Annotated in this window: 13 protein-coding genes; 1 reads left to right on the top strand and 12 read right to left on the bottom strand. The window is 65.5% G+C overall.

What is annotated here, in order from left to right:
• Window positions 1–7 precede the first annotated feature (7 nt).
• Entirely contained in the window at window positions 8–907 is a 900-nt protein-coding gene (locus ACL2XQ_RS18020) for a LysR family transcriptional regulator (protein ID WP_413739526.1), read from the top strand.
• Between the two features lie 102 nt (window positions 908–1009).
• On the opposite strand, the gene ACL2XQ_RS18025 is transcribed toward ACL2XQ_RS18020, so the two are convergent.
• From ACL2XQ_RS18025 to ACL2XQ_RS18080, 12 genes are all read right to left on the bottom strand, one after another.
• Window positions 1010–2293, bottom strand: coding sequence for a nicotinamide mononucleotide deamidase-related protein YfaY (locus tag ACL2XQ_RS18025; protein ID WP_413723326.1), 1284 nt, complete (start codon window positions 2291–2293; stop codon window positions 1010–1012).
• A gap of 64 nt (window positions 2294–2357) precedes the next feature.
• Window positions 2358–3755 (bottom strand): o-succinylbenzoate--CoA ligase, encoded by a 1398-nt coding sequence (gene menE / locus ACL2XQ_RS18030; RefSeq protein WP_413729741.1) that lies wholly within the window; start codon window positions 3753–3755, stop codon window positions 2358–2360.
• 37 nt (window positions 3756–3792) lie between these two features.
• Entirely contained in the window at window positions 3793–4812 is a 1020-nt protein-coding gene (gene menC / locus ACL2XQ_RS18035) for an o-succinylbenzoate synthase (protein ID WP_410014228.1), read from the bottom strand.
• Entirely contained in the window at window positions 4812–5669 is an 858-nt protein-coding gene (menB, locus tag ACL2XQ_RS18040; protein ID WP_410014227.1) for a 1,4-dihydroxy-2-naphthoyl-CoA synthase, read from the bottom strand. The genes menC and menB overlap by 1 nt, the downstream gene beginning before the upstream one ends.
• Before the next feature lie 11 nt (window positions 5670–5680).
• A complete protein-coding gene (locus tag ACL2XQ_RS18045) occupies window positions 5681–6658 on the bottom strand; it encodes an alpha/beta fold hydrolase (protein ID WP_413739527.1) in 978 nt (325 codons plus the stop codon).
• Window positions 6655–8358 (bottom strand): 2-succinyl-5-enolpyruvyl-6-hydroxy-3-cyclohexene-1-carboxylic-acid synthase, encoded by a 1704-nt coding sequence (gene menD / locus ACL2XQ_RS18050; RefSeq protein WP_413739528.1) that lies wholly within the window; start codon window positions 8356–8358, stop codon window positions 6655–6657. The genes ACL2XQ_RS18045 and menD overlap by 4 nt, the downstream gene beginning before the upstream one ends.
• Before the next feature lie 135 nt (window positions 8359–8493).
• Window positions 8494–9858: an isochorismate synthase MenF gene (menF, locus tag ACL2XQ_RS18055; RefSeq protein ID WP_413739529.1), complete on the bottom strand. Its 1365-nt coding sequence runs from the start codon at window positions 9856–9858 to the stop codon at window positions 8494–8496.
• Between the two features lie 189 nt (window positions 9859–10047).
• A complete protein-coding gene (gene elaB / locus ACL2XQ_RS18060; protein WP_410014223.1) occupies window positions 10048–10368 on the bottom strand; it encodes a stress response protein ElaB in 321 nt (106 codons plus the stop codon).
• A gap of 95 nt (window positions 10369–10463) precedes the next feature.
• Window positions 10464–10802, bottom strand: a complete 339-nt coding sequence (locus tag ACL2XQ_RS18065) for a c-type cytochrome (protein ID WP_410014222.1) — start codon at window positions 10800–10802, stop codon at window positions 10464–10466.
• Window positions 10799–11302, bottom strand: a complete 504-nt coding sequence (locus tag ACL2XQ_RS18070) for a TlpA family protein disulfide reductase (protein ID WP_410014221.1) — start codon at window positions 11300–11302, stop codon at window positions 10799–10801. Before ACL2XQ_RS18070 ends, ACL2XQ_RS18065 begins: the two co-directional genes overlap by 4 nt.
• The gene (locus ACL2XQ_RS18075) at window positions 11280–12005 is read right to left on the bottom strand and encodes an ABC transporter ATP-binding protein (RefSeq protein ID WP_413723332.1); all 726 of its coding nucleotides are present in this window, start codon (window positions 12003–12005) and stop codon (window positions 11280–11282) included. The genes ACL2XQ_RS18070 and ACL2XQ_RS18075 overlap by 23 nt, the downstream gene beginning before the upstream one ends.
• 2 nt (window positions 12006–12007) lie before the next feature.
• Window positions 12008–13120 (bottom strand): ABC transporter permease, encoded by a 1113-nt coding sequence (locus ACL2XQ_RS18080; protein WP_413723473.1) that lies wholly within the window; start codon window positions 13118–13120, stop codon window positions 12008–12010.
• Between the last annotated feature and the right edge of the window lie 61 nt (window positions 13121–13181).

The following is a 13181-nucleotide window of genomic DNA, read 5'->3' on the forward strand; positions in this document are numbered from 1 at the left end:
GGTATTTATGGCCCTGGCCGGCGATCTGGAAATCTTCGTGCTCGTCGCGGAGGAAGGCGGTTTTTCGGCGGCGGGACGCCGGCTGAAGGTGGCGCCGTCTTCAATCGCGCGGGTCATCGACCGCATCGAAGCACGGCTTGGCGTTCGCCTGCTGCTGCGAACCACGCGCTCGCTGATACTCACGCCCGAGGGCATGACTTATCTGGCGTCTGCCCGGCGCATCATCGCGGATCTGAAGGAAACCGAGCAGTCCATTGCGAATCAGAGTTCCCCCAAGGGGCGTCTGCGGATTTGTCTGTCGCTGCAGTATGGAAAAATGTTCGTCGTACCGCTTCTTCGCGCGTTCATGCAGCAATACCCCGGCATCCTGCTGGAAATCATTGCCACCGACGCCGTCGTGGACATCGCCGCGGGCCAGGCGGACGTTGCAGTGCGGCTGGGGCCGCTGCCCGACGGACTGCTTACCGCCCGCCGGCTTGGCGTCACCCATAAGGTCATCGTGGCGTCTCCGGACTATCTCGCACGTCGCGGCACGCCGGCGGTTCCGGAGGATCTCTACCATCACGATTGTATTGGCTTCAACTTCAAACGCGCCGCGCCAACGTGGCCGTTTCGCAAAGACGGCCGCGATTATTCATTGCCGATCACGGGCTGCGTGGAAACGAATAATGGCGATACGGAAGGCCAACTGGCCCTCGAAGGGATCGGGATCGCGCGTGTTTGCGCCGAGACGGTGGCAGACGCCGTCCGGGCAGGCAGGCTCGTGCCTATCCTCGACGCGTTCAATCCCGGCGATGGTGAGGAGGTGCATGCGGTATTCGTGGGCGGAGCGCACACACCGGCCCGGGTGCGTTGCTTCGTCGATTACCTCGTTGGGCGGCTGTGCGCATCGCCTGCGCAACCGTGATTACAGCCACGCCTTGACGGGGGAGAGCAGCCGGGGTGTGCCTGGTCCGACCTTAACGCCAGACCGGAGGCCCACCGTGATGCCGGTTACCGCCCGCGGCGCTTACGCCAGGGTTGCGGCGATGCGTATCCAGCCATGCTCGCCGTAGACCGGCCAGCCGTTCAGCCAACGTCTGAGCATATTCAGCGCCATCAGCGACACCATTTCCTGGCGGGTTTTCAGGCCGTGGCGCTGTATGCTGACGGCGAACACCACCGTTTGGGCGTAATCGCCGTCCGGCGTGTGCAGCGCCAGGCTCAGGCTGTCCTGCGCCATATCGCCGACCACCAGCGCAAGCTGCGTGCCGTGACGCGCCGCCAGCCCTTGCGCCTGCCGGGCCAGCTTTCGCAAAAGCGACTGGGCGTCGTGGGCCGGGGGGGCATCCGCCGCGCTTAGGTGCCCGGAGAAGGTGTCGCCATCGGCAGTACCGGCGATCTCAGGGCCGGGGGCCTCCAGCCATTCGCCGCCCTTGACCGGCATGCCCGCGCTCTGGCATTGCCAGGTCAGCAGTCCGGCGGTAAAACGTTCGCCGATGGCCAGGGTCAGCGGACGCTGATGCAGACGTTGCGCCAGCTGGGTCGGCAGATCGTCGGTACCTTCAAAAATAGCGCTTTCACCGGCCACCGCGCGCACTTTTTGCCAGGCCAGTTCCATGGCGTCGCGCTCATGGGCCGGGCCGGTCAGTTTTAATTCGATAATCGGCATTGAGGATCGGTAGCCCAGCACCACCTCTTCCGGCAGCGTCATGTCGTCAAGCTGGCTCGCCAGCTCGCTTTCCGCACGGCCGAAGGTGGTGAGACGCAGGCACAGCGGCGGATCCGGCAGATCGAAACGTTCGCGCAGGCGCGGCACGATTTGCTGCTCGACCATCACCTTGAACTCCGACGGCACGCCGGGAGTAAAAAACATCAGGCAGCGGTTAAGCTGCAGGGCAAAACCGCAGGCGGTGCCCACCGGATTATCGATCATCTCGGCATTGGCGGGAATTTGCGCCTGCTTGCGGTTGCTCGGCGCCATCACCCGGCCGCGTTCGGCGAAAAAGGCTTCGATTTTCGCCAGCCATTCGGGATGTTCGATCAGTTCCTCGCCGGTGGCGGTGGCGGCGGCCAGCGCGCTGAGATCGTCGCTGGTCGGCCCCAGGCCGCCGTTGACGATCATGATATCGGCGCGCAGGCTGCGCTCGGTCAGCGCCGCCACCAAGGCGGAGAGGTTGTCGCCTACGGTCATGCGCGCGCTCATCGGCAGCCCCTGCTCAAACAAATAGTTCGCCAGCCAGGCCGCATTGGTATCGAGAATCTGTCCATGCAGCACTTCGTCGCCGGTGCACAGCATTTCTACCCTAAGCATGCTTCTCTCCTCTCATCTTTATACCGCCACTTTAGAAAGCCGGACCGACAAACACAACCTTTCTTTAGGGATTTAACGCGAATTGCGCCTGCGCCAGCCGGGTAAGCTGGCTGCGCGGGATTTTTATGCCGCCGGCGTCCAGCTTGTCCGGCAGCACCTGGCGCAGGGCAAGATAGGCGATCGGGCGCTGCCACGGCGCCAGCTGCGGCTCCAGCCAGGCGCGCAGCTCGGGAAAAGGCGCATCGGCCTCCAGCACCGCCACCGGCCGCTGGCCGTACTCCCCGTCGTCCACCGGCACCACAAACGACTGGCGCACGGCGGGATGGGCGGCCAGGATACGTTCGATATCCTCCGGCTGCACCCCTTCGCCGCCGCAAAAAAAGACATTATCCAGCCGGCCGCTGATATGCAGTTCGCCGTCGACAAACCGGCCGCCGTCGCGGGTATGAAACCAGCCGTCGTCATCGGCCAGCTTCAGCAACCGGCCCTGCTGCCAGTAACCCGCGGCCATGCTGCTGCCGCGCAGCCACACTTCACCGTCCACCAGCCGCAGTTCGCGGCCGTCCAGGGGCGAACCGACGCCGCCCGAGGCATCGGCGCGCTTGGCGCAGACGGTGGAGGCAAACTCCGTCAGGCCGTAGCCGCACCAGCAGCGCACGCCGAGCGCTTCCGCCCGGCGGGTCAGCTCAAGGGGGATCATCGCGCCGCCCAGCAGCACATCCTGCAGGCTAAGCCGCGCGGGGTCACCCTGCAGCAGACGCCACAGCTGCGTCGGCACCAGCGAGGCGTGGGTGCATCCGGCCAGCGCCCGTTCCAGCGGCTGGTCCCGGGCCAGCGCCAACGTGGCGCCCACCGCCAGCCAGCGCCAGACGATGCCTTGCCCGGAAACATGGCACAGCGGCAGCGACAACAGCCAGCGATGGCGGTTCTGGAAGGCCATCAGCCGCGTGACGCCCCGGGCGCTGGCCAGATGCGCGGCGTAGGTATGGGCCGCCGCCTTGGGCAGGCCGCTGGAACCGGAAGTCAGCGTCAGGGTCGCCAGCCGGTTAACCTGCCAGGACACCAGCGGCGCGGCGGCGGCGTCGGAGTCGGCGTCGATTATCGTTAACGGCGCGATGGTCCCGGGCCAGGGCAGGCCGCGCGCGCACCAGCCGAAATCCATATTCAGCGTCGGCAGGCGCTGCGCCAGCAGTTCGGCCGGCAACAGGGGATTCAGGGGAAGAACCCGCGCGCCGCATTGCAGCGCGGCCAGATACGCCAGCAGCAGATCCAGGCTGTTTTTACCGCGCAACGCCACTCCGCAGCCCACCGTGACGCCCGCCCGCTGCCACGCGGCGGCCATCTGGTCGACGCGCATCACCAGGTTGCGCCAGCTCCAGTCGGCGTCGTCGGCGCGCAGCGCAATACTGTGCGGCGTCTGCTGCGCCCAATGGTGCCAGGGCCAGGTAGCGAAAGTCATCATGATTGCATCTTCATAGTAAGCCGGTCCGGAGATTGCCTTAAAGGCGGCGGGCCGTCGGCTCCAGTCGTGTTTGAGAGAGTTGCCCGGCGGTGCATAACGGCAGCGGGCTGCCGGACCAGGGACGGATCAGCTGCGAACGCATCAGCGTAAGGGTATCCAGGCCGGGCTGGATACCCGGCGTCAGCCAGGCGGCCAGGCGCGAAAGCTGCGTCAGGCCCAGGCTGGACTCGATGGCCGAACTGATAACCGCCGTCAGTCCCTCCCGGTGCGCCTGGGCAACCAACGCGCGACAGCGCGCCAGGCTGCCGGTGAGCGTGGGTTTGATGACCGCCGCCGCCACGCCCTGCTGGGCGCGGAGTTGAAAATCCGGCTCGCGCAGGCTTTCATCCCAGGCAATGGCGATGCCGGTATCGCGGGCAAAGGCCAGCGATTGCGCCGGCGTGGCGCAGGGTTCTTCCAGAAAATCGATACGCGCGATAAGGGAGGGGTCCAGATAGCGGGCAAAGCCGGCGGCCTTGGCCGGGGTCCAGCTGCGGTTGGCGTCCAGCCGCACATGCAGATCCGGCACCGCTTCCAGCAGCAGGTTGACCATGACGGCGTCGCGGATCGCTTCATACATGCCGACCTTGATCTTGGCAATCTTCCTGCCGGGCAACGCCGCGAGCATCGGTATCAGCCTATCGGGATCGCCGGTGCACAGCGGCACGGTCTGATAAGGCGCCGCGTCGGGCAGTTCACCCGCCAGCTCGGCCAGGGCCATGCTGATGCCGAACGCCACCGACGGCGCCGCGGGGCCGGAAGCCAACGCCAGACCGCCGCCGTCCGCCGCCGCGTCCTCGCCGTCGACCCAGCGCCGCAGCAGCTCCAGCGCCGACGCCTCCGCCTCGATCAGCGTTTCGCGGCTGAATCCGGGCAGCGGCGCGATTTCCCCCAGGCCATCACGGCCGTCGCACTCAAGCCGCACCACCAGGCCGTCACGGCTTTTCAGGCGCTGGTTGCGCAGCACCACGCCGGCTTCCATCGGCAGGCTGTAGCGGTAGATCGTTGCGCTGCGCATCAGGGGTTCCGCTTGAATTTGCTGAAGTCGGGCTGGCGTTTCTCAACGAACGCATTGCGCCCTTCCTGCCCTTCCTCCGTCATGTAAAACAGCATGGTGGCGTTGCCCGCCAGCTCCTGCAGCCCCGCCTGGCCGTCACAGTCCGCATTCAGCGCGGCCTTCAGGCAGCGCAGCGCCATCGGACTGTTCTGCAGCATTTCCCGGCACCAGCGTACGGTTTCCTTCTCCAGGTCGGCCAGCGGCACAACGGTATTGACCAGCCCCATGTCCAGCGCCTGCCGCGCATCGTACTGCCGGCAAAGGAACCAGATTTCCCGGGCTTTTTTCTGGCCGACGATGCGCGCCATATAGGCCGCGCCCCAGCCGCCGTCGAAGGAGCCGACTTTAGGCCCGGTCTGGCCGAATACCGCATTGTCCGCCGCCAGGGTCAGGTCGCACATCATGTGCAGCACATGGCCGCCGCCGATGGCGAAACCCGCCACCATCGCCACCACCGGTTTCGGGCAGGTGCGGATCTGGCGCTGGAAGTCCAGCACGTTAAGATGATGCACGCCGCTGTCGTCCTTATAACCGCCGTAGTCGCCGCGCACCTTCTGGTCGCCGCCGGAACAGAACGCCTTATCCCCTTCGCCGGTAAGAATAATCACGCCGATGCCTTCGTCGTAACGGGCGTCGGCCATGGCCTGGATCATTTCTTTGACCGTCAGCGGCCGGAACGCATTACGTACCTGGGGCCGGTTGATGGTAATCCGGGCGATGCCGTCGGCGGACTTATGATAGCGGATATCCTCGAAATCGCCGCTGCAATCGCGCCAATCGATAGGGGCGTACCACTGGTCTTCGCTGGGTTTAAGCATAAAACATTCCTTTAATGAAACGGAGCTAGCAGGGTGAGCAGTTGGCCGGCAAAAGCCGGCGGGTTGGCCCGGTGGGCATTGTGGCCGGCGCCGGGCACCGGGACCAGGGGCAATGCCGCCCCACGGGCCAGGGCGGTAAATTTGCCGTCGTGTTCGCCGCACAGGTAACCGAACGGCAGGTCCAGCGCGCGCAACCGCGCCGCCAGATCGGGCTGCCGCGCCAGCGAGGTGGCCAGGAGCATGGCGGCGACAGCCGCGCCGTCATTGGCGGCGCGCAACGCGACCAGCTGCCGGCGCGCGTCGTCGGACAAATCGCCGAACACCGGCTGGCGGTACCAGTCGGCCAGAACCGCGGTTATCGGCTGCCGGCTGAAGCGCCGTGCCCACAGGCCGTCGTGGCGCAGACGGTCCGCGCGCTCCCGCCGGTGCGCCAGGCCGGGATGGGCGCCTTCGACAAACAGTCCGCACAGCCCCGCTTGACCGTTCGCGCCGGCGGCGCCGGGGGTATTACCCGCGCCACACCGTCCCCGGCAGGCATGGTAGAGCGCAATGCGCCCGCCCAGGGAATAACCGATAAGAATATAGCGGGTGATGCCCAGCGCAGCCAGCGTATGCGCAAGCCCGGCGGACACCGCGGCAAAGTCCAGCCCGGCCTTCTGTCGCGGGGCGCCGCCATCAGCCGCCTGCGCCGTCTTGATCGGGATACCGCCATCAGCCGCCTGCTCGCGGTGAAGCGCGCATGCCGGCGCGCGGGCAGCGCCCGCATCGGGCCCATGCCCCGGCAGGTTGAGCGTCGCCAGGGACCAGTCGCTGAAATAAGGCAGTACCGGCGACCAGTCGTCGCCGCTGCCCAGCAGGCCGTGCAGCCAGACCAGCCACGGCCGGCCGGGATCGCCCCGGCGCAGGCGGCTTACCGTCCAGCCGGCGCCCTTCCCCGGCCCGACGGGAATGCCGATTGCCGCAGGCGGCAGTGGAGCATGGCGGTTCATGGCCTGGCCATCCCGGCCACCAATTGGCGAAAAACATCCGCGCCCTCCCGGGGCGGCACCGCCAGCTCCAGCAGCGTGGCCGCCCCGCCCCCAGGCCGGCGCCAGGCGCGCTGAACGCAGTCGCGCAGTTCAGCGGCGTTCCCGGGCCGCAGGTAATCCAGCCCGAACAGCGCCGCCGCGTGGCGAAACTCCACCTGCTGCGGCATCACGTAAAAACGCTCGCGCACCGCTTCCGGCGTCGGCAATAACGAAAAAATCTGGCCGCCGTTATTATTGATCACCACGATCACCACCGGCGCCGTGGTATGACGAAACAGCGCCAGGGCATTCAGGTCGTAAAGCGCCGATAGATCGCCCACCAGCGCAAGCAGCGGCCGGTCGCCGGCGCGCTGTACGCCGGCGGCGGTGGCCAGCAGGCCGTCGATGCCGCTGGCCCCACGGTTACCATATACCGGGTAACCCGCCGGCAGTTGGGCCAGCGCATCCACCAGCCGTATCGTCAGGCTGTTGCCCAGGAACAGCGCGCCGCCCGCGGGCAGCAGATCGTTAAGATGGCAGGCCAGCTGGGCTTCGCCCAGGCCGTCGGCAAGCGCCGCCCGGATGCGATCCCGCGCCAGCGCGGCGAATCCGGCCAGTTCAGGGGCCCAGGAAGCCTGCGTCCGCGCGGGATGATCGCCAAGCCACGCGCCGATGGGCGCACTGATGCGCCGCCCCCGGTGATGGGCCGGATCGAGGCGGCCCGGCAGCGGGTCGACCAGCCAGTACTCCGCCGGGCGGCACTGCTCCTGCCATTGCAGCAGCCGTTTACCGGTCAGGCTGCCGCCGAACTGGATCACCAACTCAGCCTGATCCAGCACCCGACGCGCCTCGGGATGGGCCAGCCAGAGATCGGCATAAGGCAGCGGCTGGCCGGTCTGCGACAGCACATCGCCAATCAGCGGCCAGCCGAGCGCGGCCGCCCATGCCGCCAGGCGCGCTCCCTGTTCGCAGGGGATGCGCCCGGCAATCACCACCCCTTTACGCGTGCGCCACTGCGCCCAGTCCGGCGCGGCGGCGGGCGCGACGGGCAGCGGAAGCGCCAGCCAGGGGCCGGCGTCCTGCCACCAGTCGCCGAGCGCGCGCGACCAGGCGTCGTCGCCGTTTTCGTCTGGGCCATAGAGCGGTTCAGCGAACGGGCAGTTAATATGCACCGCGCCCGGCGCCGGGTCCGCCAGCGCCCGATCCAGGGTGGAAACCAGCCAGCGCGCAGGGATATCCGGCGTCGGGCGCGGCAGATCCACGCGCTGGACGGCAAAACCGGCAAACAGTCCCGGCTGGCGGATAGCCTGGTTGGCGCCGCAGTCGATAAGCTCCGGCGGCCGATCGGCGGTCAGCATAATCAGCTTTTCCCCGGTCAGGCTGGCTTCGATCACCGCCGGGTACAGATTGGCCGCCGCGGTGCCGGACGTAACGATCACCGCCACCGGCCCGCGCGCCGCCTTGGCCAGGCCGAGGGCCAGATGCCCCAGCCCGCGCTCGTCGAAATGGGTATGGCACAGGATGGACGGATGTTCCGCCGCCGCCAGGGTCAGGGGGGTGGAGCGTGAACCGGGCGCGATACAGATATGCCCTACCCCATGGCGGGTGAGGGTTTCCAGCAGCACCCTGGCCCAGCGCCGGTTAAATTGTGAAGACATGTCTGGCAAAACGGATGTAGTCATGGAACCTTCTGTCAGTGCGCGTCTGAACCCATGCGTGATCGGCGGATAACCCCGGCGGCGCGGATGCCGATCAATAACGGCTCCGGCATTATATTTTGTTTCAGCCGCGGGATGTTGATATAGAACCGGATTCCCTTAATTCGGCGCGACGGCTTGGTCGCCGGTAAACAGGGTCCTGAGACCGGCGGCCTTGTTGTTCACTTCCTGCCATTCCCGATCCGCATCCGATCCCTCGACAATGCCTGCCCCGGCATAAAGCCAGAGCGACTCCCGCTCCATCAGCGCGCAGCGCAGGGTCACGCAAAATTCCGTCTGCGCATCCGAGAGATAGCCGGCCGAGCCCGCATACCATTGCCGGTCGAACGGCTCGTGGCGGGCGATAAAGGCGCGGGCGACGTCGCGCGGCAACCCCGCCACCGCGGCGGTGGGCTGCAGCATGGCCAGACAGCGGACATCATCGCGGCAGTCCAGGCGCGCAGTAATGGCGCGGCGCAAATGCTGCACGGTGCGCAGCCGCACGATCTCCGGCGGCATGACGTCGAGCGTCACCGCCGCCTCCTGCAGCCGCTGGCAAATATCGTCGACCACCAGCAGGTTTTCCCGCTGGTTTTTATCATCGTTCATCAGCCAGCGCGCCAGTTGCCCGGCATTGGCCGTGGGGCTGCGGGCGGCGACCGTGCCGGCCAGCGCCTCGGTATCCAGCATTTCCTGGCGCCGCAGGTAAAGCCGCTCGGGACTGGAGCCCAAAAACGCCCGCTGCGCCGACCAGGCCAGCATATAGTGATAGCAATCGTGGTTGACCCTACGGCTGGCCGCCATCAGGGCGTGAGGGTCGAGGTGGCCTTTAAAGCCGAGCCGGGTGCGGCGGGCCAACACCACCTTGGTTAATCCGCCCTGGCCAAAGGCGGCCAGGGCCTGGGAGACCATCATTCGCCAACGGGTGTGTTCCGGCTCGTGCACCTCTTCGCGCAGCTGCGCCGACCAGGGCGCCAGGGGTGCTGCGGGCGTGGCCTGCTGCAGCCAGGCCAGGCACCGCCTGGCGTCGTCGCGCAGGGAAACATCGCTTGCCAGGTTCAGCACCAGCCGGTGTGACGACCCGTCGCGCTCCCAGGTCAGGCGCGGCAAAAACAGGCAGCTTTCCGGCTCGCCGCCGCGGCCGGCGCCGTTGTCATCATCGCCGGCGTCGTTATCGTCTTCACCGCCGAAGGCATTGATGCCCCACAGGCGCAGCGCAGGCCAGGCCGTGCTATGGGCCGCCATAAAGTCCCGCGCCTTGCTCAGGCGATCGAAGATGCGCAGGCCGCCGCCTGCCGCCGCTTCCTGCGCGCCGTCGCGATGCTGCCAGTAGAATTGGGGATACAGCGGGGTGGCATGCAGCCAGTCAAGCATCGGCACATGGCTGCCGGGAGTCCAGGGAAGCGCAATCTGATACAGGCCGGGCCCAGCGGAGATGCCGGCATCAATATGCTGTTGCAGCGCCGAGTTGAGTAACGTCAGCATAGAGACCCCTACCCCAAGACCTAATTAAGAGTATGGATTATACGGTTTACGGAAGCAAAAACGAAAGATTAGCGCAATTAAGTATGATGAATGGCGTAATAAATAGCATGACTTGTTCATTCCCGCCGGCGCGGCGGCGGAAAATACCGGCTGGTGAGCGCGCCAGCCGGATAACTTGGCACAGAAACCTTAGCGACGGGCCAGCAGCAGCCCGAACACCAGGCCGACGGACGCCCCGATACCGACACCGTGCCAGGGATTTTCCTGCACATAGTCATCGGCGCGGTAAACCGCCTGTTTGGCCCGGTAATAGTAATTATCGGACGCATGGCTGATGCGTTTTTTAACTTCTTCCAGCGCCGCTTCGGCACGGGTTTTTAGCTCAACATATTTTTGATCCGCCTTGTCGCCGGAATAGGCCAGCACTTCCTCCAGCGTCTCGGACAGCAACTGCACGTCATCATCAACATGAGTTTCATGCGGTTGGATGGGATCTGTCGGGGTTACCATAATTGTTCTCCGTGTTCTGATGAAAGACCGTCACTCTAACTATAGTCATAAATTGCGCGTCCTGGCGAACAATTACGGGCAGATCATTCTTAAAATCAATTCGCTACCGCCGGCTTCGCGGCCGATGCCTGCGGATCGAGGGAGCGGATATAATCCGCCAGTCCCTGGATATCGCCATCGCTCAGCGCCGCCTTGGCCCGCTGCTCCGCGCCGCTGGTGGCAATCTTACCGTCCCGGCGGTCGGTGAGCGCGCTTACCAGCTGTTCGCGGCTTAAGGTTATCAGCGGCGGCGCTTTGCCGAACGCCGCCCGGTCGGCCTTGCGGCCATGACAATCGGCGCAGCCCTGGGCATATTTTTGCGCCCCGTCCGCGGCGTCCGCCAGCGCCGTACCGCTGACGCAGAGTAATAACATGCCCAGCATAAGCTTCTTCATGATTTATCCCGTTGTGCATTTTGGAACATCGCGACGAGTGCCGGCTCGCCCTGCAAACCCTGATGCGCCTCCAGCACGGTGCCCCCGGCGCTAAGCAGGTAGGACGTCGGCGTGCCGATCACCTGGTAACGCTCCCTGGTGATGCCCAGCTGATCGCGCACCACCGGATAATGGATCTGCAGCGCGGCCAGGAAAGGCGCGATATCGGTCTGCTGCGGATCGGTGTTCACCGCCACCACCACCAGCCGATCGCCGTAGACGTCGGTGAGCTTTTGCAGCAGTTTCATATCCGCCGCGCAGCCGCCGCAGTCGGAGGACCAAAACGTCAGGTACACCGGCTTGCCGCGCCATTGATCGAGCGCCGCCGGCTGGCCGTTGAGATCGAACGCCGCCAGTTTCGGCGCCGGCGCGCCGATGGCCACCTGCTGCTCTTTGCATCCCGCCAGGGCGGCAAGCAGGGCCAGCGCGCAAAACAACCTAACCACGGGATGCCAGCTCATGATGATTTCGCTCCTCGCCCAGGAATTTACCGTGCTGCAAACGGATGATACGATCGGCGAAACGGCCCAGTTCGGGGTTATGGGTGACCATAACGATGGTGCGGCCCTGGCGATGCAGATCGGTCAGCAGGTCCAGCACCCGTTGTTCATTTTCCTCATCCAGGTTGCCGGTCGGCTCGTCGGCGAAGATCACCGGCGGCTCGTTGACCAGCGCCCGGGCGATACACACGCGCTGCTGCTCCCCGCCGGAAAGCTGGCTGGGCAGATGGCCGACGCGTTCGCCCAGGCCGACCCGGTCGAGCACGGCGCGGGCGGCGCCTTCATCCACCACGCTATGATAATGCTGCGCGAGCATGACGTTTTCCAGCGCGGTCAGGAACGGGATCAGGTGGAATTGCTGGAATACCAGGCCGATTTTGTCGGCGCGGAAATTACGCCGCCCCTCCTCGTCCAGCGCGGCGGCGTCGACGCCGTCCAGCAACACCTGACCTTCGCTCACGGTATCCAGGCACGTGAGGATATTCATCAGGGTGGTCTTGCCGGAGCCGGAAGCGCCCATAAAGGCCACGAACTCCCCGCGGCGGATGCGGATGTTGATATCATCCAGCGCCGTGACCTTGCCGAAGCGTTTATACAGGCCGCGGGTCTCAATCACATATTCCGCCGCGGGCTGCGGCTGTATCAACCGGATAGGTGATGCCATGGTTATTCTCCTTTCAGGACCAGCGCCGGTTCGACATGCAGCGCACGCCGTACCGGCACGATGGCCGCCACCGCCGCCACCAGCAGGGATAACGCCAGCGTCAGTGGAAAAACAGGGGCGCGCAGGGCAATGGCGGCGTTAAACACCGCATGTCCCAGCACCTGCGCCAGTATAAAGCCGAACACGCTGCCCACCAGCACCGCCGCCAGGGCGATGATGCCGGTTTCCGCCAGCATTTGCCGGCTGATATCCGCGGCGCTGGCGCCCAGCGCCTTTTGCAGGGCAAACTCGCGCGAGCGCTCGCCGACGATGGCCATCAGGGTGGTATTGACGCACAGCGACGACAAAATCAAGATCACCGCCGACACCAGTCCCATCAGCCCTTTGATCTTATCCAGCACCTGGCCTTCGGAGGCGGAAACCTTGAGGATCGGCCGCACGTCCAGGTCGGGATACTGCTGCTGCAAGCGGGCGGCAAAGGCGTCCACCTGACCGATATCGTTATTGACGCTCAGCATGGCGTTACTGATGGCGCCGGGCTGATGCAGCCATTTCTGCGCCAGCTCCAGGTTGACGATCAGCATATTATCGGTGGCGTCCCCGGCTTCGACCACGCCCTTGATAATCAGGCTCTGGCGCTGCTGGCCGTCAACCAGGGTTACCCGATCGCCTACCTTCAGGTGCAGGCGATCGGCCAGTTTCACGCCGATCATCGCATGCCGGTCGTCAAAGCTGACGCCAATCCAGTCGCCCTTGACCTGCCAATAGGGCACCAGCTGTTGCAGCGACTCGAACCAGACGCCCATCACCACCACTTTTTCCAGTTCAGTGCGGGCCATACCGTACAAATACGGGCTGGACGCATTGATAAGCCCCTTGGGCGCCTGATCCAGAATCGGCTGCAGTGTGGCCGCCGGCAGGCTGTTGCCATGGCCGGGACCAAGGTAAAAATTGGCGCCGAAGGTGCGCAGCTCCTGGCTCATCTTGGCGTTGATATCAAAATAGACCGAGGCCATGGCGGTCACGATGGCCGCGCCCACCGTCAGGGCGGCGAACACCACCGCCACCCGTTGCAGCCGCAGCCGCAGCGCCCGCACCACCAGCAGCCAGAACATATTGTTCATCAGTCCCGACGGACGTTTGGCGCGCCGTCCGCCCCGGCCCGGCGCCGCGGCC

This window comes from Sodalis sp. RH14 (assembly GCF_047324285.1).
Classification (GTDB): Bacteria; Pseudomonadota; Gammaproteobacteria; order Enterobacterales; family Enterobacteriaceae; genus Acerihabitans.